The sequence below is a fragment of the Pseudomonas allii genome (genome assembly GCF_055380095.1).
Window position 1 is genome coordinate 3,527,669 of record NZ_AP039450.1, and the last position, 24,060, is coordinate 3,551,728.

The 24,060-nt window shown below is 62.2% G+C and carries 21 protein-coding genes and 1 pseudogene; 17 read left to right on the top strand and 5 right to left on the bottom strand.

The features are described from left to right. Window positions 1–123: 123 nt before the first annotated feature. From ACZ445_RS15800 to ACZ445_RS15810, 3 genes are all read left to right on the top strand, one after another. Window positions 124–2,286, top strand: coding sequence for a TonB-dependent siderophore receptor (locus tag ACZ445_RS15800; protein WP_464707244.1), 2,163 nt, complete (start codon window positions 124–126; stop codon window positions 2,284–2,286). A 168-nt stretch (window positions 2,287–2,454) separates the two neighbouring features. Continuing rightward, the gene (locus ACZ445_RS15805) at window positions 2,455–3,948 is read left to right on the top strand and encodes a methyl-accepting chemotaxis protein (protein WP_464707245.1); all 1,494 of its coding nucleotides are present in this window, start codon (window positions 2,455–2,457) and stop codon (window positions 3,946–3,948) included. 174 nt (window positions 3,949–4,122) lie between these two features. Next, window positions 4,123–5,460, top strand: a complete 1,338-nt coding sequence (locus tag ACZ445_RS15810) for an MFS transporter (protein WP_058426190.1) — start codon at window positions 4,123–4,125, stop codon at window positions 5,458–5,460. Between the two features lie 122 nt (window positions 5,461–5,582). On the opposite strand, the gene ACZ445_RS15815 is transcribed toward ACZ445_RS15810, so the two are convergent. Beyond that, window positions 5,583–6,749, bottom strand: a complete 1,167-nt coding sequence (locus ACZ445_RS15815) for an MFS transporter (RefSeq protein WP_058426191.1) — start codon at window positions 6,747–6,749, stop codon at window positions 5,583–5,585. 94 nt (window positions 6,750–6,843) lie between these two features. Here ACZ445_RS15815 and ACZ445_RS15820 point away from each other — a divergent pair, with 94 nt between their 5' ends. After that, window positions 6,844–7,737 (top strand): LysR family transcriptional regulator, encoded by an 894-nt coding sequence (locus tag ACZ445_RS15820; RefSeq protein WP_464707246.1) that lies wholly within the window; start codon window positions 6,844–6,846, stop codon window positions 7,735–7,737. Here ACZ445_RS15820 and ACZ445_RS15825 read toward each other — a convergent pair. Beyond that, entirely contained in the window at window positions 7,732–8,544 is an 813-nt protein-coding gene (locus ACZ445_RS15825) for an NAD(P)-binding domain-containing protein (RefSeq protein WP_464708618.1), read from the bottom strand. The genes ACZ445_RS15820 and ACZ445_RS15825 overlap by 6 nt on opposite strands. A 78-nt stretch (window positions 8,545–8,622) precedes the next feature. Here ACZ445_RS15825 and ACZ445_RS15830 point away from each other — a divergent pair, with 78 nt between their 5' ends. The 6 genes from ACZ445_RS15830 to ACZ445_RS15855 all read left to right on the top strand — a co-directional run bounded on the left by ACZ445_RS15830 (window position 8,623) and on the right by ACZ445_RS15855 (window position 11,928). Further along, on the top strand, window positions 8,623–8,979 hold the full coding sequence (locus ACZ445_RS15830; protein ID WP_058426193.1) for a VOC family protein: 357 nt from the start codon (window positions 8,623–8,625) through the stop codon (window positions 8,977–8,979). A 77-nt stretch (window positions 8,980–9,056) separates the two neighbouring features. Then, complete coding sequence (locus ACZ445_RS15835; RefSeq protein ID WP_310862996.1) at window positions 9,057–9,695, top strand: hypothetical protein; 639 nt, start codon at window positions 9,057–9,059, stop codon at window positions 9,693–9,695. 83 nt (window positions 9,696–9,778) lie between these two features. Beyond that, window positions 9,779–10,327 (top strand): P-loop NTPase family protein, encoded by a 549-nt coding sequence (locus ACZ445_RS15840; protein WP_464707247.1) that lies wholly within the window; start codon window positions 9,779–9,781, stop codon window positions 10,325–10,327. Between the two features lie 67 nt (window positions 10,328–10,394). Then, complete coding sequence (locus ACZ445_RS15845) at window positions 10,395–11,015, top strand: LysE family translocator (protein ID WP_464707248.1); 621 nt, start codon at window positions 10,395–10,397, stop codon at window positions 11,013–11,015. 3 nt (window positions 11,016–11,018) lie between these two features. Further along, window positions 11,019–11,411: an ester cyclase gene (locus ACZ445_RS15850; RefSeq protein WP_179029506.1), complete on the top strand. Its 393-nt coding sequence runs from the start codon at window positions 11,019–11,021 to the stop codon at window positions 11,409–11,411. Between the two features lie 34 nt (window positions 11,412–11,445). Then, on the top strand, window positions 11,446–11,928 hold the full coding sequence (locus ACZ445_RS15855; protein ID WP_179029505.1) for a VOC family protein: 483 nt from the start codon (window positions 11,446–11,448) through the stop codon (window positions 11,926–11,928). On the opposite strand, the gene ACZ445_RS15860 is transcribed toward ACZ445_RS15855, so the two are convergent. After that, the gene (locus ACZ445_RS15860) at window positions 11,925–12,821 is read right to left on the bottom strand and encodes an SGNH/GDSL hydrolase family protein (protein WP_464707249.1); all 897 of its coding nucleotides are present in this window, start codon (window positions 12,819–12,821) and stop codon (window positions 11,925–11,927) included. The two genes, ACZ445_RS15855 and ACZ445_RS15860, sit on opposite strands and share 4 nt — an antisense overlap. Before the next feature lie 197 nt (window positions 12,822–13,018). Here ACZ445_RS15860 and ACZ445_RS15865 point away from each other — a divergent pair, with 197 nt between their 5' ends. The 4 genes from ACZ445_RS15865 to ACZ445_RS15880 all read left to right on the top strand — a co-directional run bounded on the left by ACZ445_RS15865 (window position 13,019) and on the right by ACZ445_RS15880 (window position 18,223). Beyond that, window positions 13,019–14,410, top strand: a complete 1,392-nt coding sequence (locus tag ACZ445_RS15865; RefSeq protein WP_464707250.1) for a hypothetical protein — start codon at window positions 13,019–13,021, stop codon at window positions 14,408–14,410. A gap of 293 nt (window positions 14,411–14,703) precedes the next feature. Continuing rightward, window positions 14,704–15,567 carry a 4-hydroxy-tetrahydrodipicolinate synthase gene (gene dapA / locus ACZ445_RS15870; protein WP_464707251.1) on the top strand — a complete coding sequence of 288 codons (864 nt, stop codon included), beginning with the start codon at window positions 14,704–14,706 and terminating at the stop codon, window positions 15,565–15,567. Window positions 15,568–15,683: 116 nt separating this feature from the next. Continuing rightward, a complete protein-coding gene (locus tag ACZ445_RS15875; RefSeq protein ID WP_464707252.1) occupies window positions 15,684–17,060 on the top strand; it encodes a pyridoxal-phosphate dependent enzyme in 1,377 nt (458 codons plus the stop codon). Beyond that, window positions 17,057–18,223: a cystathionine gamma-synthase gene (locus tag ACZ445_RS15880; protein WP_464707253.1), complete on the top strand. Its 1,167-nt coding sequence runs from the start codon at window positions 17,057–17,059 to the stop codon at window positions 18,221–18,223. The genes ACZ445_RS15875 and ACZ445_RS15880 overlap by 4 nt, the downstream gene beginning before the upstream one ends. A 268-nt stretch (window positions 18,224–18,491) precedes the next feature. On the opposite strand, the gene ACZ445_RS15885 is transcribed toward ACZ445_RS15880, so the two are convergent. Further along, window positions 18,492–20,690: an OsmC domain/YcaO domain-containing protein gene (locus ACZ445_RS15885; protein ID WP_058427544.1), complete on the bottom strand. Its 2,199-nt coding sequence runs from the start codon at window positions 20,688–20,690 to the stop codon at window positions 18,492–18,494. A gap of 162 nt (window positions 20,691–20,852) precedes the next feature. Between ACZ445_RS15885 and ACZ445_RS15890 the strand changes: the two are divergent. The 3 genes and pseudogenes from ACZ445_RS15890 to ACZ445_RS15900 all read left to right on the top strand — a co-directional run. Beyond that, window positions 20,853–21,125: pseudogene (locus ACZ445_RS15890) on the top strand (PAS domain-containing protein); the annotation flags it as partial. A gap of 258 nt (window positions 21,126–21,383) precedes the next feature. Next, window positions 21,384–22,418, top strand: coding sequence for a methyl-accepting chemotaxis protein (locus ACZ445_RS15895; protein WP_464708619.1), 1,035 nt, complete (start codon window positions 21,384–21,386; stop codon window positions 22,416–22,418). Window positions 22,419–22,757: 339 nt separating this feature from the next. Beyond that, window positions 22,758–23,378 carry a LysE family translocator gene (locus ACZ445_RS15900; protein ID WP_464703700.1) on the top strand — a complete coding sequence of 207 codons (621 nt, stop codon included), beginning with the start codon at window positions 22,758–22,760 and terminating at the stop codon, window positions 23,376–23,378. Here the strand turns inward: ACZ445_RS15900 and ACZ445_RS15905 are convergent. Beyond that, window positions 23,365–24,027, bottom strand: coding sequence for an O-methyltransferase (locus ACZ445_RS15905; protein ID WP_464703701.1), 663 nt, complete (start codon window positions 24,025–24,027; stop codon window positions 23,365–23,367). The two genes, ACZ445_RS15900 and ACZ445_RS15905, sit on opposite strands and share 14 nt — an antisense overlap. Between the last annotated feature and the right edge of the window lie 33 nt (window positions 24,028–24,060).

Below are 24,060 nucleotides of genomic sequence, written 5' to 3' on the forward strand. Positions count from 1 at the left end.
AAAATTCGTTAACTAATTCTCCCTCAAGGCTTTTTCCTACAAGAACAATCTGCCAGACTAATGCGAATAATTATCAACAGATTTATTGTTCGCCAGGGACGGCATTCGGGGAGAGTCAGTTCCATGTCTGTGCAACAACACGGCAGTAAAGGTTTTTCACCCAGTTTGATGGCGTTGGCAGTCTGTCTGGCCAGTTCATCCGCGGCCTTTGCCGCCGACACCCAGGCACCGGCCACCACGCTTGAACTGGGCGCCACGCAAATCTCTGGCGAAGAGCAACTGGGCGAAACCACTGAAGGCACCCAGTCCTACACCACCGGCGCGATGAAAACCGCGACCAAGCTGCCGTTGACCATGCGCGAAACCCCGCAGGCCGTCACCGTGATTACGCGTCAGCGCATGGATGACCAGGCGATGACCAGCATCAACGACGTGGTCAAGGCCACGCCGGGGTTGTTCCTGAACTTCTCCAGCGGCCCAGGCCGGCAGTCCTATACGTCGCGCGGCTTCGACATCGACAACCTGATGTATGACGGCATCCCCAGTGGCTACAACGGGGTGTCGGTGGGTGCACAGCCGAACCTGGCGATGTTCGACCGCGTTGAAATCGTGCGCGGCGCCACCGGCCTGGTCACCGGCGCCGGCAACCCTTCCGCCGCCATCAACTTGGTCCGCAAGCGGCCACTGGACGAGCAGAAAGTCACTCTGACCGGCGCCGCCGGCAGCTGGGACGACTACCGGGGCGAACTCGACGCCTCCAGCCCGCTCAACGACAGTGGCACCTGGCGTGGTCGCGTGGTCACCTCGTACCGCGATGCCAACAGCTTCATCGACAACGCCGAGGAGTATCACGGCCTGTTCTATGCCGTCACCGAAGCCGACCTGAGCGAAGACACCACCCTGACCCTCGGCTTCTCCAACCAAAAGGACAAGACCAATTACTTCTGGGGCTCGTCGATGGTCGGCCAGGATGGCCATCACCTGAACCTGCCGCGCTCCTACAACCCTGGTACCGACTGGGAAAACAAGGATCAGGAGATCAACACGGTATTCGCCGAGCTGCGTCAGCAACTGGCCAACGACTGGAAACTGCAAGTCAACGCCAACTATGCCGAACAGAACGCGCTGTTCTCCGGCTCCTACCAGTCGCGCTGGGTCGCCAACACACTGGCGCGCACCGTCTATCAAGCGGCCTACGATGAAAACCAGGCGGGTGTCGACGCGTTTGCCAGCGGCCCCTTCCAGGCGTTCGGGCGTACCCACGAGCTGGTGGTAGGCGCCAGCCGGCGCATCTACGACATGACCACCCACAACTACAGCCCCTACAACCTGAACTGGCCGCTCACGGCGGGCAAACCTAACTTCGTCCACACCACCAATAACCGCGACGTGACCACCCAGGACGGGGTGTACGTCACCACGCGCCTGAACCTGGCTGACCCGTTGAAGCTGATCCTCGGCGGGCGCCTGGACTGGTATGACTACGATGCCCACGGAAGCAACACCGGCGACTACAAGGTCACCCGCAACCTCACCCGCTACGCCGGCCTGATTTACGACCTGGACGAGCATCACTCGGTCTACGTCAGCTACAGCGACATCTTCACGCCCCAGAGCGAAAAGGACACCTCGGGCACCCCGCTCAAGCCTATCGTCGGCAAGAACTACGAGGTGGGTATCAAGGGTGAATACCTGGGTGGCGCGCTGAACGCGAGCGTGGCGCTGTTTCGCGTCGACCAGGAAAACCGTGCCGTCGGCGTGACAGTCGCAAACTGCCCGCAGGCCTCCTGCTCAGTGGCCTCCGGCGAGATTCGCAGCCAGGGTATCGACTTCGAACTGCAAGGCGCCTTGACCGAGAACTGGCAGGTCGGCGGTGGCTACACCTATGCACGCACGCACACCATCAAGGACGCAGCCAACCCGCAGAACGTCAACAAACAGTTCGACACCGACACCCCGGAGCACCTGTTCAAGCTGACCACCAACTACCACTTCCAGGGTTCGCTGGAAAAACTCCGCGTGGGCGGCAATATTTCCTGGCAGAGCCGCATGTACAACGACTTCAAAGTCGCGGATGACAGCACCTACCGCCTGCAGCAAGGCGCCTATGCCGTCACCGACCTGATGGCCGGCTACCAGGTCAACCAGCACCTGGACCTGCAGCTCAACGCCAACAACATCTTCGACCGCCGTTACTACCAGTCCATCTCCAATTCCGTGGACTATGGTGGTGATTCCTACGGCAGCCCGCGCAATATGATGCTGACGGCCAAATACGCCTTCTGATCCCCTTCCGATAAACGGCTGCCCGCCCGGGTAGCCGTTGCTCAAGTCCCGCCTCCCGATGCCGATACACGTTTGGCATCACTGAATCCAATAAAAACCAAAAAACCCCTGATTCGCTCCACCCTGCCCCTCGCTATGTCTCGGCCAGACCACATGGAGTAAGTGTGAATGCCCACCCGCACGCGTTTTTTCGAGCACTACCGCAAAGCCGACCGCATCATGCTGGCGCTGGTCTGGCTGATGTTCCTGTTTTCCCTGGGCCTGGCGTTCTGGCACGACACCCTGGTCCAGGCCGTGTTGGTCGGCGGTGGCACCAGCGTGGTGTTGACCGCGCTTTACCGCGCCATCGCTGGCACCCGTGCCATGCGTTGCGCCCTCGGCGCGGGTTTGATGGTCATGGCGGCGCTGCATATCAACCAGGCCCAGGGCGTTATCGAAGCGCACTTCGGGATCTTCGCGCTGCTGGCGGTGCTGACGTTTTATCGTGACTGGCTGCCGATCCTGGTCGCCGCCGCCACCATTGCCGTGCATCACGTGGTGTTCCATGCCCTTCAACATCAGGGCTTTCCAGTGTTTGTGATGGCGCACCACGGCGGCTGGACCATGGTGTTCGTGCATGCCTTCTACGTGGTGATGGAGACCGTTGCCCTGCTCTACCTGGCCGTGCACAGCCAGGCCGAAGCGGTGGAGAGCCAGGAAATGCTCGAGAAGATGCTCGCCGTCACCTCACAGTTCACGGCGCAAACCGCCCAGGGCGAAGGCAAGGTGCATGTCTCCCTGGCCAAGCGTTTCGACCACTTCCTGCAGCAGCTCACCCACCTGATCGACGGCGTCGCCCGTGACTCCCATGGCCTCGGTCAATTGGGCCAGGAACTGGCCAGCGCCAGCGGCACCCTGGAAAAAGGCGCGCGCCACCAACTGACGGAAATCACCCAGATGACTGGCTCGATGCAACGCATGGAAGACGCCATGGGCCACATTGCCGTGCACGTCGAGCAAGCGGTGGATCACGCCGGCAAGGCCAGCCAACAGATCCTGCGCGGCCAGGAAAGGGTCGGCCGCGCCCAGCAGGAAATCACCCAACTGGCCTCACGCCTCAACGGCACCCACGAGACGGTACAGGGCCTGGCCGTGCAAACCGAACAGATCGGCACCGTGCTCGACGTGATCAGCAGCATCGCCAACCAGACCAACCTGCTGGCCCTCAACGCCGCCATCGAAGCCGCCCGCGCCGGCGAGCAAGGCCGTGGCTTTGCCGTGGTCGCCGACGAAGTGCGCAACCTGGCGCAACGCACGGCAGTGTCCACCCAGGAAATCAAAACCATCATCGAAGGCCTGCAACACGGCAGCCGCCAGGCCGTGCAAGCCATGCACGACAGCCGCCAAGGCGTCGACCGCTGCGTGGAAGACAGCCAGGTGGCCGTCGACATGCTGCGCGCAGTGGGCAACGACATCGCCCACATCGACGACCTCAATGGCCGGATCGTGACCACCACCCGCGAGCAGACCTCGGCCAACCTGGAGATTGTCGGGCGCCTGCAGTCGGTGCAGAGCATTGCGCAAAGCACCGCCGACAACGTGGAAACCCTGGCACGCAGCAGCGAGCGTTTGCCGCCGATCGCGGTGCGCCTGGAGGCGTTGGGGCGCAGGTTTCATCCCTAGGCATTGTTGAGGGTGGCCCGGCGCCTGATGAGCGCGACGCACTTGGCCTGATTCCTGCGTCTGCCCATCCCACCAAGTCGCTACTGACTACGCGGACGACTCTTTTGAGCCCCGCCGCCCAAGCGCCTGCGCCGATAATCGGTCATCCCCCCAGCTATCCCGAGGCCTTCCCCCATGACGAGCCCCTCCACCGAACAGGTCAGTCCGCAAACCCTGCGCAAGGTCATCATCGCCGCCGGCATCGGTAATTTCGTCGAGTGGTTTGACTTCGCCGTCTATGGCTTCCTCGCCACCACCATCGCCCAGCAATTTTTCCCCAGCGGCGACGCCAGCGCGGCGTTGCTCAAAACCTTCGCCGTGTTTGCCGTGGCCTTCGCCTTTCGGCCCCTGGGCGGTATTTTCTTCGGCATGCTCGGCGACCGCATCGGCCGCAAGCGCACCCTGGCCATGACCATCCTGTTGATGGCCGCTGCCACCACGTTGATCGGCCTGCTGCCCACCTACGCCGCCATCGGCGTCACAGCGCCGATTCTGTTGTCGCTGATACGTTGCGCCCAGGGCTTCTCCGCCGGCGGTGAATACGCCGGTGCCTGTGCTTATCTGATGGAGCACGCGCCGAGTGACAAACGCGCCTGGTATGGCAGTTTCGTGCCGGTGTCGACGTTTTCCGCTTTCGCCGCCGCTGCGGTAGTGGCGTATGCCCTTGAAGCATCGTTGTCCGCCGAAGCCATGGGCAGTTGGGGCTGGCGCCTGCCGTTCCTGATCGCCGCGCCGCTGGGCCTGGTGGGGCTTTACCTGCGCTGGAAGCTGGACGAGACGCCTGCCTTCCAGGCTGTGAAGCAAGAGCATGCCGTCGCCCACTCCCCGCTCAAGGAAACCCTGCGCAACCATGGTGCGGCGATCTGCTGCCTGGGCGCTTTTGTGTCACTGACGGCGTTGTCGTTTTATATGTTCACCACCTACTTCGCGACATACCTGCAAGTGGCGGGCGGGCTGAATCGGGCGATGGCGTTGCTGGTGTCGCTGATTGCGTTGATTTTCGCGGCGGCGATCTGCCCGCTGGCGGGCCTGTATTCGGATCGGGTCGGGCGGCGCGTCACGGTGATGACCGCCTGTGTGTTGTTGATCGTGGTGGTGTATCCGTCGTTCCTGATGGCCAGCTCCGGTTCGTTTGCGGCGTCGATTGTCGGCGTGATGTTGTTGGCGGTTGGGGCGGTGTTGTGCGGCGTGGTCACGGCGGCCTTGCTGTCGGAGACCTTTCCCACGCGCACGCGCTACACCGCCTCGGCGATCACCTACAACATGGCGTACACGATCTTCGGCGGCACCGCGCCGCTGGTGGCGACCTGGTTGATCAGCACCACGGGCAGCAATCTGTCACCGGCGTTTTACCTGATTGCCGTGGCGTTGCTGGCACTGGCGGGCGGGTTGGCGCTGCCGGAGACGTCGCGGATTTCCTTGCATGACGTGGGTGGTGAGGAAACAAGCACCGCACCTTTGCTTTCACGGTAAACGGCAGGAGGGTGAACGCCGCTGGACGCAGGCAGGATCAGTTCGACACCTGCCTGCTGCCGCATCCAGACCATGAACCGCGTTTTCTGCAGGCGCCCAGCGAACCCTGTGGTGCGCATCGGCTAAACCGCCGCAGCCATGCGCGCTCTAGAACCCCAGGCAAACGTCACGACCATCAGCAACCCCAAGCCCGCCATCGCCGCGCCGGCCAGGGAAATCGCCGGGTAGCCCAGCCCTGCGTTGATCACTGCGCCCCCCACTGCTGCGCCAATCGCGTTGCCGAAGTTGAAGGCGCCGATGTTCACGGCCGAGGCCAGGTTCGGCGCATCTTTGGCCGCTTCCATCACACGCATCTGCAACGGCGGCACGACGGCGAAGCTGGCGATCCCCCAGATGAGGATGCTCACCGCCGCCGGTATCGGCCAACGCATCAGGAATGCAAAGGCCAGCAGGACCAGAATCAGTGCGCTCAGCGAGACGATCAGGGTCCGGTCGATCGAGCGATCCGCCGCCTTGCCACCCCATATATTGCCCAGGGTCAACCCGACGCCGAACAGCACCAGCATGGCCGTGATAAAGGGGGTAGACGCATGGGTCTGGTTGCTCAGGATCGGCGCGATGTAGGTAAACACGGTGAACATGGCACCGGAACCCACCACGGTCAGGGCCAGTGCCGCCAATACCGAACCGCGTCCCAGCACCTTGATTTCGGCCAGCACGCCGTCGCTTTTCGGCAGCGGCAGGTCAGGCAGCGCGAACCACAGCGCGACCATGGTCACCAGGCCCAGTCCGCCAATGCCCCAGAACGCCGTACGCCAGCCAAGCAGTTCACCCAACCAGGTCGCCAGTGGTACGCCACCAATGGTCGCCAGGGTCAGGCCCATAAACATCGCGGCGACCGCTCCGGCGCGCTTGTCCGGCGCGACCACACTGGCCGCGACGATGGAACCGACACCAAAAAACGCGCCGTGGTTGAGCGAAGTGATGACGCGGGCAATCAACAGGTCGTAATAGCCGGTTGCAAGCGCCGACATCACGTTACCCAGGGTGAAAATGGCCATAAGCCCGACCAGCAAGTGACGACGGGGAATCTTGCCAGTGGTCAGGATCATCAGTGGCGCACCGAGCAATACCCCCAGGGCGTAGGCGCTGACCAACAGCCCCGCAGTGGGAATCGAAACGCCAAGGTCATTGGCGATGGTGGGCAACATGCCCATGGGCGCGAACTCAGTGACGCCAATGCCAAAGGCACCGACAGCCAGGGCTACAAGGGGTGGATTGATACGCATGGAAGACTCCTCATTTATGCCGCAAATGCTACGATCAACGCTTTAACGGCACTAGACCGTTTAATTGGCAATCACTTTTGCGCGCGAGGCACAAATGGATTTCAACGGCAGGTCGGGTGAAATGGCGGTATTCGCGATGGTGGCGCAGGAAGGCAGCCTGTCGGCAGCAGCGCGGGCATTACGCTTGACGCCCTCGGCCGTCAGCCGCGTCATCGCACGCACCGAACAACGCCTGGGCACCCGCCTGTTGATTCGCACGACCCGCGCCCTCGCCTTCACAGCCGAAGGCGAGGCGTACCTGCGCGGCGCCCGGCGCATCCTGGCCGACATGGCGGAAGTCGAAGAAGCCATCGCCGACCAGGGCGCGCCCAAAGGCCGACTGCGGGTCAGTGCGGCCCTGGGCCACGGCCGCATGGCCATCGTGCCGTTGGTGGCGGCGTTCAGCGCCCGCTACCCAAACATTGTGGTGGACCTGACCTTGGGCGACGAAGTGGCCGACATCCTCGGCGGCCAGGCTGACGTGGCGATCCGCTTTGGCGACCTGCCAGACAGCCCGCTGACCGCCCGGCGCATCGGCGACACTGGCCAGGTCCTGGTGGCATCGCCGGAGTACCTTGCGCAACACGGTACGCCTCTGGAACCCAACGACTTGCTGCGCCACAACTGCCTGCGCTTCAACTTCCGCCGCGCCCAATCCGACTGGCCTTTCGCCCGTGACGGTAGGGAGTTTTCGTTGAAGATAAACGGCAATATCGAATGCAGCAGTGGCGAAGCCCTCGCTCAACTGGCGCGATTAGGCGCCGGTATTGCACGTATCGGCGAGTTCACGGTTGCACAAGACCTGCAACGCGGTGATCTGGTGCGCCTGCTGGAATCCTGGAACCCCGGCGACCGGGAGCCGATCCACGTGGTGTTTGTCGGCGGCGCGAGCATGCCGGCGAGGATCCGCGTGTTTGTGGACTTTTTGCTGGAGCATCACCGGCTATAAACGCGCAGGCTTGTGCAGCCGCTCAAGCACCTCGTCAGCCGCCTCGCGCCATGCCTGCGTCGCGTCTTTGTTTCTCAACACTGCCAACCCAGCCGCCGTAAAGGTGCCCGGTGTCGCAATCGCGCTACCCAAGGCTTCCAGACTCGCGGATGGCTGGTGGCGGGCGCTGGCCAGACAGTCTTGCAGGTTGCCCATCACCAGTTGGGCGGCCTGGTCATTGGACAGGCCTTTGTCGGTAAACCACTGCTGAAGATCACTCAGGAAGAAATAGAACCAGCCGTTCATACAGGCCGCGACAGTGGCCAGTTCGAACGCCTCTTCCTCGTCCAATACAACCAATGAACCAAGCGCGCCCAACAGCGTTGCATGGGTTTCGCCACCGGGCGTGACCACCACGGTCGTCTGGTTGATCTGCGCGGCATAGGACAGCATGGCGCGCACCACACGCGCTTGCGGGAAGCAGCGCTGCAACTCGGCCAGCTTCAATCCTGCCACCAACGACACCAGCGATTGCTCAGGTCTGAGCTGCACTTCATTCGAAAGCTGATCGACCACCTCCGGGCGCACGCCCAGGACCAACAAGTCCGCCCCATCGACCACCTGTTGATTGTCAGCCATCACCTCACAGTCCCACTGTTCAGCGAGTTGCTGCGCACGTTGGTGGTTACGCGGAGACAGCAGCACCCGCCCGCCAAACCCGCTGCGCCGCAGGCCGATCACCACCTTTTCCGTCAGCTCACCGACGCCCAGGATTCCAATCTTCAGCACGCTGTCCACTCCGGTCAGTTCTGTAGTCGGGTGCATCATAGGCATGATTCCCGTCTTCATGCAGGCGGACGTTCACGCTACACTCGCTGCTCGAAAAGATCAGCCAGGAAGGCAAGCATGAGCACTCAAGGTAAAGACCGGCAAATCGACAACATCGAATTCAACGTCAGCGATATTGCCCGCAGCAAAGCCTTCTACGGCGGCGCGTTCGGCTGGACGTTTGTCGATTACGGCCCCACCTACACGGAGTTCAGCGATGGGCGCCTGACAGGCGGGTTCACCACGGGGGAGCCGGTTCGGCCGGGTGGGCCTCTGGTCATTTTGTATGCCAATGACCTCGATGCCACGCAGCAGCGGCTTAAAGCCCTGGGGGCTGTCATCACCCGCGAGACATTTTCGTTCCCTGGTGGACGCAGGTTCCACTTCACCGATCCGGATGGCTATGAACTGGCGGTTTGGAACGCCGATCAATAGGCCTCGACCCGACGCTCAGGCGAAGGCATCAATCGCTCTCCCTCAAGCCCTACCCTCACAGGATATGAAGGTTACCCATGCGTTTTCTCTTTCCCCTGGCGTTCAGCTTGACGCTTATCGGCTGCGCCACCACTAAAACCGACGTTCGCAACGAAGCCCAAATCAGCCAATACGACCCGGCCAGCTCGGCCCGAATCCGCTTTATTACGGGTGACACCACCAACGCGGGTTTCCTCAGCGGCCAGACGTGCGAGATGTTTTACAACAAATCCCTGCTGACCCAAACACCCGAAGAAGCCGGGTGGCAAAAAGCCCATATCGACTCGGCGGGGCTCTACCCGTTCAGGGCCACCGACAGCCAGAACAGCGTGATTGGTATGCCTGCCAGCAAGGCGAGCAAAGCCATCAACCAATCGCCCAAAGTGTTTGACGAGTATGTCATTCCAGCGGGTAAACCCTTTATTGCAGGGTTCGCCATGGGCGGTTCGCAAATGTCCTGCTTTCCCGCGCCTGTCACACTCATTCCCGAACCCGGCAAAGACTATGAAATGGAATTTCAGATGGTCAAAATCAGCACGTTCAAGGCCGGTTGCGTGATTGCCGTTCGCCAACTCTCTGTTCAGGGCAACAACACCGTTGAAACACCGCTCAGGCCGCAGGTGTGTGCCAAAACCCCGTCGGGTTGGTACACCGTCACCCCGAAACCTTTGCCCTGAAATGCCTGGGCAGGACGACAGAGTCGTCCTGCTTATCGGAAATATCCCTGACCTGGGACCCGGCTTGTGTTCATGGAGGAAAAATGCGGCTCTACATCACAGGTGCATCGTGCGCGGGCGTCACCACGCTGGGTCGCAACCTCGCCACACGGCTCGGTATACGCCACGTCGACGTCGATGACTTTTACTGGATGCCCACAAACCCTCCTTTTACAACCAAGCGACCTCCCGGCGACCGCGTTTGCCTGATGCAACAAGCACTCGGTGACGACGACTGGCTGCTGAGTGGTTCGTGCATGATCTGGGGCGATGCGTTGATCGCCGATGCTGACTTGATTGTGTTTGTGGTCACACCCACGCCCGTTCGCCTCGAGCGGCTGGTGGCCCGCGAAAAGGCCCGCTTTGGCGATCGGATTGCACCCGGTGGTGATATGCACGCGATACACGTGGCCTTCCGGGAATGGGCTTCGCACTACGACGACCCGAATTTCTCAGGGCGCAACCGGGCGTGGCACGAATCATGGCTGTCACAGCAGACGGTACCGGTTTTACGTATTGATGGGATGCGAGGTGCTGAACAGATGGCCGCTGAAGTCGCAAACGCCGCGATAGCTCAAAACATGAACGGCTGAGGCTGTCCAACGACTTCCACTCCCCTTATCCTCACACCACCCCGTCCGCCGCAAACCCGGAGCCGCCATGGACCTCGCCACCCTCGCCCTTTTCCTCCCCGCCTGCTTCGCCCTGAACATGGCGCCAGGCCCGAACAACCTGCTGTCCGTGAGCAACTCCACCCGCTACGGCTACCGCATTTCGTGCCTGGCGGGCATTGGCCGCTTGCTGGCCTTCGCCGGCATGATCGCCCTCGCCTCTGCGGGTTTGGCAGTGGTGCTGCAAACGTCGGAGCTGTTGTTCTATGGGATCAAGATTCTGGGGGCGGCGTATCTGTTTTATCTGGCGTTTCAGTTGTGGCGGGCCAATCCGGAAGCGGAGGCTGAGTCCGCGACGGCCAAGGTGGGATTGTGGGCGTTGGCGCGGCAGGAGTTTTTGGTGGCAGCGGGTAATCCGAAGGCAATCTTGATCTTCACCGCCTTCCTCCCGCAGTTCGTAGTGCCCGGTGAACCGATCACCCCACAGTTTACCCTGCTCGGCGCGATGTTCCTGGTGTTGGAGTGGATTGCCATCAGCGCCTACGCCTATATGGGCCTGCATATGCGCCGCTGGTTTGCCGAACCACGAGGCAAGCGGATCTTCAACCGCTGCTGCGCCGGGTTGTTGTCGGCGGCGGCGACGGTGTTGTTGATGGCGCGCAGGGCCTGAACGATGACCCGCGACGAACTCGCTGCCTTTTACCAAGGCTATATCGACTGCCTGAACCGTCAGGATTGGGAGCACTTGGGTGACTTCGTGCATCCGGACGTGACCTACAACGGCGAAGTCGTCGGCCTCGCCGGCTACCGCGCCATGCTGGAGCGGGATTTTCGCGAGATACCGGACCTGGCGTTCCGCATCCATCTGCTGGTGGCCGACCCGCCGACCGTAGCCAGTCGCCTGAACTTCAAGGTCACGCCCAGGGGCGAGTTCTTCGGGTTGCCGATCAATGGACGCCAGGTGAGGTTCGACGAAAATGTGTTCTATGAGCTGGTCGACGGCACATTCGCCCACGTCTGGTCGGTGATCGACAAAGCGGCCATCGCGCAACAACTGGGCGGCTAGACTCCACAGACCCATTCTCACGTGGAGACCGATCATGAACCACAAAAACACGCTGTGCCTCTGGTACAACGGCACCGCCCTGGAGGCCGCGACCTTTTATGCCATGACCTTTCCGGACAGCCGGGTGAATGCCGTGCACCTGGCGCCCGGCGATTATCCGTCGGGCAAACAGGGCGACGTGTTGACCGTGGATTTCACCGTGCTGGGCATCCGCTGCATCGGCCTCAACGGCGGGCCGATCTTTCCCCATACCGAGGCGTTTTCGTTCCAGGTGGCCACCGATGACCAGGCCGAAACCGACCGTTACTGGAACGCCATCGTCGGCAACGGCGGCCAGGAAAGCGCCTGCGGCTGGTGCAAGGACAAGTGGGGGCTGTCGTGGCAGATCACCCCACGTGTGCTGACCGATGCAGTGACCCACCCCGACCCGGCGACGGCCAAGCGCGCCTTTGACGCGATGATGACCATGAGAAAGATCGACATTGCCGCGATTGAGGCGGCGATAGCGGCGGGCTAAGGCAGGGCATCCAGCATGGCGTTGGCCGCCAGGGCATGGACCTTGCGGGTGGGGTGCCATTCGTCCCAGTAATAATGTGCGTCGGGGTTGGCGCACACCGGTTCAGCCTCCGGATACGTGGCCTGGCACGGCGTATCGAGGTCGGTGAAACCATGGGCTGTCGGGTTGGCGCGCAGTGTGTCGCTGAAAGCCAGGTGGTCGAAGTAGCTGACCTTCGCCGAGCCAATCTGCGCCAGCAAGGCCGGGAGTTTCTGCGCGAGCAACTGCTGGTATTTCTTCGCATTGTCGACTTGGTTGCCCTGCACCACCGCAGGCACATGGCTGAGGTCTGTGGTACCCACCACCATCACATGCCGGGCACCTGCGGCCACCAGTTGCTCAGTGGCTTTGCGAATATTCGCCAGGCTCGATTCGCTCAGTGCCTCAACGGTTTCCGTGTGGGAGAAGTCGGCCCACTCGAAAAAGTCATTGGCCGAGATGAAGATGAAGTACAGCGCCTTAGGGTCGGCGTTGTGGGACTTGGCACCCTGCAAGTGCTCGGCGACCTGCCCCAGGACGCCGGTGTCCTGGGAAGGCATCATCCAGGCGTAGTAATTGCCGTGGCCACTTTTGGCGCCGCCCACCGCGTAGTCGGTCAGCGGTGTGTGCAGAGCCTGGGCCAGGCCCTCGACGGCGGTCGGGCCGTTGCTCCAGCGCCCCTTCCAGTACAGCGGCCCAGGCAACGCCTGGGCGTCCTTTATGTTCTGTGCGGCGAGCTGTGTGGTGAGCGCTTCGCCCGCGCCGTTGTCGGAATAGCTGTCACCGAAGGCATACAGGTGATCGTAGGTCGAGGCGCCAAAGGCGGTCGAGGCGGACAGGCTCAGCAGAGCGGCCAAACACGCACGTCGGATCATTGCGTTTCTCCCGGAATGTCTGCACAGACTACCGGTTGGCGGGAGCCATGCTGGAACCATTGCGACCCGTACATATCCAGCGGCGGCTGTACAGCGGCCATCCTGCTGGTTAGGCTTGGCACCTGCAACATCCAGTTAAAGTTCCAGCGTCACCCGCCGTCACCCTGACATCCCCGAATGGACTCAACGAGGCTCTCGTGCGTTTTATCACTCCCCTTTTGCTGATCGGTGGCATCGCCACCCTGTCTGGTTGCGCCACCCAGAAAACCCAGGTCGAAACCATGCTCGCCGGAGCCCTCGCCCAGCCCCTGGTGGAAAACAGCATCGTGCGCGAAGGCGACGTGCTCAGCTTCGAGCTGTTGATGCCCGGCGATCCGGGCGCTCTGCGCCGCACGTTGCAAGTCGAGGCCGCCTGTTCTTCGCCGCAACTGCACTTGCTGTACCTGGACGGTTCGCAACGGGTCTACCCCGCCAGTGCCGGCCGCTACAGTTCGCCCCGCAGCTTGTCGCCGCAGTTGCGTGCCACCCTGGCCGCCAACCAGACCTTCGTCCGCGCCTGTGCCGAAACACCCAAGCCGGACTGGCGCCTGGTACAGACCAACGAGCGCGACAACCAGGTGCTGATCGACGCCAACAGTATCAAGACCGTCAACGGCGAAACGCGCTTCTGGGCCGCCTTCGACAACCCGACGGTACTCAACGACCTGCCCTACAACGCCCCATATGCGCAAAAACGCGAGTACTTTGCGGTGTCGTGCACAGGTGGCACCTACAAGCAGTTGGCCGGTTACGACATGGACGCCAACAACCGCGTCAGCGACGGCCGGGTCGACAGCTTCCCCACGCCGCAGAACATCGCTGGCAGCAATGCCGACTACGAATTGCTGTTCAACAAAGTCTGCGTCAGCCCGGAAAAGATCGCTGCACTGCCCGCGTTCAAACCGCGCATGAAAGCGCCGGCCACCATTGCCCTGACCTCGGTGCAGCCGGCGGTGCTGGCGGCCATCGCCCAGTTGAACCTGGACAAGCCCACCCGCTCGTTCAAGTACGTACAGTTCGTGGGCACCAGCAACTACCGTGGCAAGACCAGCGATAACCAAAGCACGCAGTTCATCAGCCAGGACGCGCCCAGCGGGCAACTGGCCCTGGCCACCCGTGGCGACGGTTATGAAAGCCAGGCCGTGAGCTGGCGCAACCTGTTCCACCTGGTGTCGAAAGCCACCTACGGCGGTTCGGGCATGGCGGAAAGCTCGACCCTGACTCAACTGAGCTTCACCGGTAACTGGAAGGCCCTGCCGGTGGGCGAGACCGTCACCTACACCACCGCACGCTCCAGCCTCAACAGCCTGATCGGTAGCAGCACCAACACGCAGACCAACCGTTGCCAAGTCGAGCGTGAACTGCCGGCCAGCGAACTCAACGCGAAACTGACGGGCAGCGCCAAGGCATTGTCCTGCCGCACTGACGACGACAAGTACAAGCGCGTCAACCACCTGTACTTCCTGACCGACTACGCCTACTTCTTTGAATCGAGCACCGACAAGAACGAGTTTTTCTACTCCGACTCGCGTATCGATAAATTCGAATAAGCCCCGTTGACACACTCTGCAATATTCCATGAAGATGGAGGCCTTGTTCAGGGTGTGTCAGCTTATGTCCGCAATGCCTTCCGTTAACCGTTCCGTCATTGGCTTGATTGCCAAGGCGCAAGGTTGCGTTGCGCACGCCCTCAAATCGAAGAAACAGTCGCTCATGTGACCGGGGCGCGCTGTCCCGTCAGATGAGCTGACAGGACATTGAGCGCGACGGTCTACTCTCCCTTGCACCATTGCCCCTGCCCTTCTGACGGTGACTCAAGCGGTCAATCATCAGGAGAAAGTGCATGTCATCGTTTCAAGGTATCTGGGTTCCCGTGGTCACGCCGTTCCATGACGGCGCCATCGACTTTATCGGCCTGCGCCGGCTGGTCAGCCACCTGCTGGAAAAGCACGTGGCCGGGATCATGGTGTGCACCACCACCGGCGAGGCGGCATCGCTGAGCCGCGCCGAACAACTGGCGGTGCTGGATGCGGTGTTGCAGCTGGTGCCAGCGCACCGCGTGGTGATGGGCCTGGCGGGCAACAACCAGATAGAACTGCTGAGCTTCCAGCGTGACATCCTGCAACGCCCGGTGGCCGGTCTGCTGGTGCCCGCGCCGAGTTACATCCGCCCGTCCCAGGCCGGCCTGGAAGCGTTCTTCCGCACCGTGGCCGATGCCTCCAGCGTGCCGATCATTCTGTACGACATTCCCTACCGCACCGGCGCTACGTTCGAGCAGGCCACCTTGCTCAACATCGTCGCCCACGAACGCATCGTGGCGATCAAGGACTGTGGCGGCAACCTGGGCAATACCCTCGCGCTGCTGGCCAGCGGTGAAGTGGATGTGCTGTGTGGCGAGGACCTGCAGCTCTTCAACGCACTGTGCCTGGGCGCGACCGGCGCGATTGCGGCCTCGGCGCATGTCCATACGGAACAGTTCGTGACACTGTGCCAGCAGATACGCGACAACCAATTGACCGAAGCGCGGGCGACCTTCATGCAGTTGGTGCCGCTGATCAACACGCTGTTTATGGAGCCTAACCCGGCACCGGTGAAAGCCGCCCTGGCCCTGCAAGGCCTGATCGGCAGCGAGTTGCGCGCACCGATGCAGGCAGCCAGCGCGGCGGTTGTCGCGCGCTTGAAGCAGGTGCAGAACCTGCCCGGCTAGTGCGCAAAAAACGGACAGGCAGCGGACCGTCCGGTTGCGACCGGACCGATCCCGGCCTATCGTCGAACCCACGCTTTGCCATTTGCTGTCCAACCCATCCGTATTCAGGTGACGACATGCCCACGCTGCCCCGCCCCGCCGTGCTCGAACTGATCGGCAACACGCCGCTGGTTCGGGTCAGCCGGTTCGATACCGGCCTTTGCACGCTGTTTCTCAAACTCGAATCCCAGAACCCCGGTGGCTCGATCAAGGACCGCATCGGCCTGGCCATGATCGACGCCGCCGAACGCGATGGCCGCCTGCGCCCCGGTGGCACCATCATCGAAGCCACCGCCGGCAACACCGGCCTGGGCCTGGCGCTGGTCGGCCGGGCCAAGGGCTACCGGGTGGTGTTGGTGGTGCCCGACAAGATGTCCACGGAAAAAGTACTGCACCTCAAGGCCATGGGCGCCGAGGTGCATATCACCCGTTCCGATGTGGGCAAAGGCCACCCCGAGTATTACCAGGACGTGGCCGCACGCCTGGCCAAGGACATTCCGGACTCGTTCTTCGCCGACCAGTTCAACAACCCGGCCAACCCCCTGGCCCACGAAACCAGCACCGCGCCGGAGATCTGGGCACAAACCCAACATGACGTGGATGCGATCGTGGTGGGCGTCGGCTCGGCCGGCACCCTCACCGGCCTGACGCGCTTCTTCAAGCGCGTGCAACCGGCACTGCAAATGGTGCTCGCCGACCCGGTGGGTTCGGTGATGGCCGAGTACAGCCGCAGCGGCCAGCTGGAAACGCCAGGCTCATGGGCGGTAGAAGGCATCGGTGAAGACTTCATCCCGTCGATTGCCGACCTGTCCAGCGTGCGCCACGCCTATTCCATCAGCGATGAAGAAAGCTTCGATCACGCCCGACAGCTGCTCAAGGCTGAGGGCATTCTCGGCGGCTCGTCCACCGGCACCCTGCTCGCCGCCGCCCTGCGTTACTGCCGCGAACAGACCACGCCCAAGCGCGTGGTCACCTTTGTCTGCGACACCGGCACGCGTTACCTGTCGAAGGTCTACAACGACCAATGGATGAACGACGCCGGCCTGTTGCACTACAAACACTACGGCGACCTGCGCGACTTGATTGCGCGGCGCTTCGAAGACGGCCGCGTGATCAGCGTGAGCCCCGACGACACCCTGCTCACCGCGTTCCAGCGCATGCGCCTGGCCGACGTCTCACAGTTGCCGGTGCTGGTGGACGGCCAGCAACTGGTGGGTGTAATCGATGAATCCGACATCCTGCTCGGCCTGCACCAGAACGCCAGCCACTTCACCCTGAACGTCGCCAGCGCCATGACCACCACCCTGCAAACCCTGGCCCCCAGCGCCAGCCTTGCGCAATTGCAAGCGGAGCTGGATCGTGGCCTGGTCGCCATCATCGCCGACGCATCGGGCTTCCACGGCCTGATCACCCGCGTCGACCTGCTCAACCACCTACGGAGATCCCTTGCATGAGTCAGTCCGATAAAACTGCGTTTGCCACCCGTGTGATCCATGCCGGGCAATCTCCCGACCCGACCACTGGCGCGCTGATGCCGCCGATCTACGCCAACTCCACCTACCTGCAAGACAGCCCCGGCGTGCACAAAGGCTTCGACTATGGCCGTTCCCACAACCCCACGCGGTTTGCCCTGGAGCGTTGCGTGGCCGACCTCGAAGGCGGCAGCCAGGCGTTTGCCTTTGCCTCCGGGCTGGCGGCGATTTCGACGGTGTTGGAGCTGTTGGACGCCGGCGCCCATATCGTCTCCGGCAATGACCTGTACGGCGGCACCTTCCGCCTGTTCGACAAGGTGCGCCAACGCAGCGCCGGGCACCGCTTCAGCTTTGTCGAGCTGAGTGACCTGTCGGCGTTTGAAGCGAGCTTGCAGGACGACACGCGCATGGTCTGGGTCGAAACCCCAAGCAACCCGCTGCTGAGCCTCACCGACCTCAGCGCCATCGCACGCATCTGCCGCGCTCGCGGGATCATCTGCGTGGCCGACAACACCTTCGCCAGCCCGTGGATCCAGCGTCCGCTGGAGCTGGGCTTTGATGTGGTGGTGCACTCCACCACCAAATACCTCAACGGCCACTCCGATGTGATCGGCGGCATTGCCATCGTCGGCGACAACCCCGAACTGGCGGAGCGCCTGGGCTTTTTGCAGAACTCGGTCGGCGCCATCGCCGGGCCTTTCGACGCCTTCCTCACCCTGCGCGGCGTGAAAACCCTGGCCCTGCGCATGGAGCGCCATTGCAGCAACGCCCTCGACCTGGCCACCTGGCTGGAACAACAGCCGCAAGTGGCGCGGGTTTATTACCCAGGCCTCGCGTCCCACCCGCAGCATGAACTGGCGCGCAAACAGATGCGTGGGTTTGGCGGGATGATCTCGATTGACCTCAACAGCGACCTGGCCGGCGCCAGGCGCTTCCTGGAAAGCGTCAGGATCTTCGCCCTGGCCGAAAGCCTCGGCGGCGTGGAAAGCCTGATCGAACACCCGGCGATCATGACCCACGCCAGCATTCCGGCGGCGACGCGGGCGCAGCTGGGGATCGGCAATGGGTTGGTGCGGTTGTCGGTGGGGGTTGAGGACGTGGAGGATCTGCGTGCCGATTTGGCTCAAGCCCTGGCACATATCTGAATAGGTTGGCTCGGTCTATGTGATGGGCGGGCTAGTTGCGGCGAGTGGGCTCGTTGTGGCGAGCGGGCTTGTTGTGGCGAGCGGGCTTGCCCCGCGTTGGGCTGCGAAGCAGCCCTAAAACCAGACGCCGCATTCTGCCTGAAAGAATGCGGCGTTTTTATTGGGGCGGCTTCGCCACCCAACGCGGGGCAAGCCCGCTCACCACAACAAGCCCGCTCACCACAAAGGCCTGCTCACAACAACAAGCCAGCTACCAAAGGGATAGGTGTCAAGCCGAGGTGACCTTGGCCCGCGCCGCATGCAGCTTCTTGTAGCTGTCGATCAAACGCAGATGCCGGTCCAGCCCTTCCAGCTTCATGCTGGTCGGCGTCAGGCCATAGAAGCGCACATCGCCCTTCACCGAGCCAATCACCGCATCCATCCGCTCATCGCCAAACATGCGGCGGAAGTTGGCTTCGTAGTCGGCCAGTTCCAGGTCGTCGTCCAGCTCCATCTCCAGCACCGCATTCATCGCCTGGTAGAACAGGCCCCGCTCGGCAGTGTTGTCGTTGTATTGCAGGAACATCTCCACGCACTCCTTGGCCTCTTCATATTGCTGCAAGGCCAGGAAGATCAGCAGTTTCAGTTCCAGGATGGTCAATTGGCCCCAGGCGGTGTTGTCGTCGAACTCGATGCCGATCAGGGTGGTGATATCGGTGTAGTCGTCCAGTTCGCTTTCGATCAGGCGCTCGACCAACGCTTGCAATTCTTCCTCGTTGAGGCGATGCAGGTTGAGGATGTCCTCGCGGAAAAACAGCGCCTTGTTGGTGTTGTCCCAGATCAGGTCATCCACCGGGTAGATTTCCGAGTAGTCCGGCACGAGGATGCGGCAGGCAGTGGCGCCGAGGTGTTCGTACACAGCCATGTACGACTCTTTGCCCATGCCTTCGAGAATGCCGAACAGGGTCGCGGCTTCCTGGGCATTCGAGTCTGCACCTTCGCCGGTGAAGTCCCACTCGACGAATTCGTAATCCGACTGGGCACTGAAGAAGCGCCATGACACCACGCCACTGGAGTCGATGAAGTGCTCCACGAAGTTGTTCGGCTCGGTCACCGCCTGGCCTTCGAAGGTCGGCTGCGGCAGATCGTTCAGGCCTTCAAAGCTGCGGCCTTGCAGCAGTTCGGTGAGGCTGCGCTCCAGTGCCACTTCCAGGCTTGGGTGCGCGCCGAAGGACGCAAACACGCCGCCGGTGCGCGGGTTCATCAGGGTCACGCACATCACCGGGAATTCGCCGCCCAGGGAGGCGTCTTTGACCAACACCGGGAAGCCCTGAGCTTCGAGGCCCTGGATGCCGGCGAGGATGCCGGGGTACTTGGCCAGTACCTCGGCCGGAACGTCCGGCAAGGCGAATTCGCCTTCGATGATTTCACGCTTCACGGCGCGCTCGAAGATCTCTGACAGGCACTGCACCTGGGCTTCGGCCAGGGTGTTGCCGGCGCTCATGCCATTGCTGAGGTAAAGGTTTTCGATCAGGTTGGACGGGAAATACACCACTTCGCCGTCCGACTGGCGCACGAATGGCAGCGAAACAATGCCGCGCTGTTCATTGCCGGAGTTGGTGTCGAACAGGTGCGAGCCGCGCAACTCGCCGTCGCGGTTGTAGACCTTGAGGCAGTAGGCGTCGAGGATCTCGCTCGGCAGTTCGTCATCAGGGCCCGGCTGGAACCAGCGCTCATCCGGGTAATGCACGAACGGCGCACTGGCCAGTTCCTCGCCCCAGAACTGATCGTTGTAGAAGAAGTTGCAGTTGAGGCGCTCGATGAACTCGCCCAGTGCCGACGCCAGGGCGCCCTCTTTGGTCGCGCCCTTGCCGTTGGTGAAGCACATCGGCGAATGCGCATCGCGGATATGCAGCGACCAGACGTTGGGCACGATATTGCGCCACGACGCGATCTCGATCTTCATGCCAAGGCCTGCGAGGATGCCGGACATGTTGGCGATGGTCTGTTCCAGCGGCAGGTCCTTGCCGGCGATGTAGGTGCCGCCCTCGGACGTCGAGTTCGGCATCAGCAGGGCCTGGGCATCGGCGTCGAGGTTCTCGACTTCTTCGATGACGAATTCAGGCCCGGCCTGCACCACTTTTTTTACGGTGCAACGCTCGATGGAACGCAAAATGCCCTGGCGGTCCTTCTCGGAGATATCCGCCGGCAACTCGACCTGGATCTTGAAGATCTGGTTATAGCGGTTTTCCGGGTCGACGATGTTGTTCTGCGACAGGCGAATATTGTCGGTGGGGATATTGCGCGTCTGGCAATACAACTTCACGAAGTACGCCGCGCACAACGCCGACGACGCCAGGAAATAATCGAATGGCCCCGGTGCCGAGCCATCGCCTTTGTAGCGGATGGGCTGGTCGGCAATCACCGTGAAGTCGTCGAACTTGGCTTCAAGCCGGAGGTTGTCGAGAAAGTTGACCTTGATTTCCATGGGGGCACACCAGAATAACGGCTAAACAAAAATGGCCGCCATTATGAGGGGTTTCATCGGGAAGTTTCAGGCTTTTGACCAGTGGCTGGCGAATTGACCAATGTGGATTAACCTTTTTGCAGTTGGCGCCGATGGACTGAGGGCAACCAGGGAGTAGTCGGAATGCGCAATAACCAGCCCGTAACACAGCGTGAGATTTCCCTCGCGCCTTCGCAAAAACTCATTTCTGCCACGGACGTCCAAGGTGTCATCACTTACTGCAACGACGCGTTTGTCGAGATCAGCGGCTTTGAACGCGCCGACCTGATCGGCGCGCCGCAGAACATCGTGCGCCACCCGGATGTGCCGCCCGCCGTGTTTGCGCACATGTGGAGTGCGCTCAAGCAGGGCCTACCGTGGATGGGCATCGTCAAGAACCGCTCGAAAAACGGCGACCACTATTGGGTCAACGCCTACGTCACACCGATCTTCGATGGCAGCCAGGTGGTCGGTTTCGAGTCGGTGCGGGTCAAGCCCACGGCTGATGAAATCCGCCGGGCCCAGGCCCTCTATCAACGTATCAGCCAAGGTAAGCCGGGCGTGCCGCGCCAGGACGCCTGGCTGCCGGCCGCGATCAGTTGCGTGCCCTACGTGGCCACCGCAGTGGCCGGCAGCCTCGCCGGTCTGTTCCTCGACGCGCCGCTGGCAATTGCCGTGGCCGTCGCCGTCGCGGTGCCAGTGGGCGTGCTCTGCTCACGCTGGCGCCAAGGCAGCACCTTGCGCCTGTTGCAGGGCGTTGAGCCCTCGACGTCGGACGCCTTGATCGCGCAGATGTACAGCGACGCCAGCGGCCCGCAGGCACGTTTGGAGACCGCGTTCCAAAGCCAGGCAGCGCGCCTGAAAACCTGCCTCACCCGTCTGCAGGACAGCGCCGAACAATTGAGCGCCCTGGCCGGGCAATCCGATCAGTTGGCCACCGCCAGCTCCAAGGGCCTGGACCGCCAGCGCGTCGAAACCGAACAGGTCTCGGCCGCCGTCAACCAGATGGCCGCCACCACCCAGGAAGTCGCCAGCCACGTCCAGCGCACGGCGGATGCCACCCAGCAAGCCAATGTGCTGACCGGGCGCGGCCGTGAAGTGGCGCGGGACACCCGTGAGGCCATCGAGCGTTTGTCCAGCGTGGTCAGCGAAACCGGCGCGACCGTGGCGCAACTGGCGCGGGACAGCGACGAAATCGGCAGCGTAGTGGACGTGATCAAGGCGATTGCAGACCAGACCAACCTGCTGGCGCTCAATGCTGCCATCGAGGCCGCGCGTGCTGGTGAGCAGGGGCGCGGCTTTGCCGTGGTCGCCGACGAAGTGCGCCAACTGGCACAGCGCACATCGCAGTCCACCACCCAGATCCACGGGTTGATTACCCAGTTGCAGGCCTCGTCCAACAACGCCGTGCAAAGCATGGAAAACGGCCAGCGCCAGGCCCAGGAAGGCGTGGCGTGGGTACTCGAAGCCGACCAGGCCCTGGTGGGCATCAGCGAGGCCGTGTCCCACATCACCGACATGACCACCCAGATCGCCGCCGCCACCGAGGAACAGAGCGCGGTGGCCGAAGAGATCAGCCGCAACATCACCACCATCGCCGAACTGGCCGACCAGACGTCGATCCAGGCCCATCAATCCACGGACCTGAGCAAGGAACTGACGAACACTGCGTTCACCCAATATGCGTTGGTTGAGCGGTTCAATCGCTGAGCGGCTGCTCAATGCCTGGCTAGCGGGTTTGTTATCGCTGGCCGGTATCCTGTGGCTGACCGGTGTCCTGTGGCTAGCCGGTGTCCTGTAGCTATCCGGTGACCTGTGGCGAGCGGGCTTGCCCCGCGTTGGGCTGCGCAGCAGCCCCAAAACCAGACACTGAGGAGTACCTGGCACACCGCGCCGCTCATTGATGGGGTTGCTGCGCAGCCCAACGCGGGGCAAGCCCGCTCGCCACAACAAGCCTCCTCACCACAACAAGCCCGCTCGCCACAACAATCTCCTTCACCACAACATAGTATGCTGAGGCTCACCTCCCCCCATTCACGAAGCCCACCCATGTCCATCACGGATAACCTCCTCGCCTTCACCTTCGCCGCCACCCTGCTGACCCTCACACCCGGCCTCGACACGGCACTGGTTCTCAGGACCGCCACGGTGGAAGGCAAGCGCCAGGCGCTGCAAGCTACGCTGGGCATCAACGCCGGCTGCCTGCTGTGGGGCGCAGCGGTTGCCTTCGGTCTGGGCGCACTGATCGCTGTGTCGGAAGTCGCCTTCAACCTGCTCAAGTACTGCGGTGCCGCGTACCTGGCCTGGCTGGGCTTGAACATGCTGTTGCGTCCGCGCCGCTCACTGGCCAGCGCCGAGGTGCAGGGCAAGCCGGCCGGCAACTGGTTTATCAAGGGCATGCTGGGCAATGTGCTCAACCCCAAGGTGGGGGTTTTCTATGTGTCGTTCCTGCCGCAGTTCATCCCCCAGGGCCAGCCGTTGATCCTGTGGACGTTCGGCCTGGTGGGCATCCATGTGCTGCTCGGCCTGGTGTGGTCACTGGTGTTGATGGGTGCCACGCAGCCGCTGTCCGGTTTCCTGCGCCGGGAAAAGGTCATCCAGCGGATGGACCGCACCACTGGAATGATCTTCATAGTGTTTGCAGCGCGGTTGGCATTCAGCAGGCGCTGAGCCGTATGGACAGTTCGATGTCATCGGCAAACGGTACAGACACGTAGCCGTTCTCCGGTGCGCGTACGTGGGCCAGGTATTCAGGGCAGTAATCGGTGTTGTCCGCCACGACCAGCGCGCCGGGGCGCAGGTGCTTTTCCACCAGGCCCAGCACGTCGCCATACAGCGTCTTGGCGCCGTCCAGCAGCAGCAAGTCCACACTGTCCGGCAGGTCGCTGGCCAGGGTGACCAGTGCGTCGCCTTCGCGGATATTGATCAAGTCACTCACCCCACCTTCGATGAAGTGCTCACGCGCCAGGGCAATCTTCGAGGCTTCGAATTCGCTGCCGATCAGCACACCGCCGCCGTTGTCACGCAGCGCAGCGGCCAGGTGCAAGGTGGACAGGCCGAACGACGTGCCAAACTCCACAATCGCCCGCGCCTTGCTGCTGCGCGCCAACAGGTAGAGCAGCTTGCCGGTGTCCCGCGAGACCGGCAGCCACAGGTCCTTGAGCAGCGAATACAGCGCCACGTATTCGGTCTTGCTGTGCATCAGTCGATCGCGTTCCTCCTTGGATACCGAGTTCACCAAGGGGCTGGTAGCGGCGCTGGCTTGGGTATACAGACGTTCGATCAGGGGCGCCAAAGGCGCAGTGGTCAGGCTCGACATAATTGATTTCCGTAGCGTTGGGATTAAGATGCG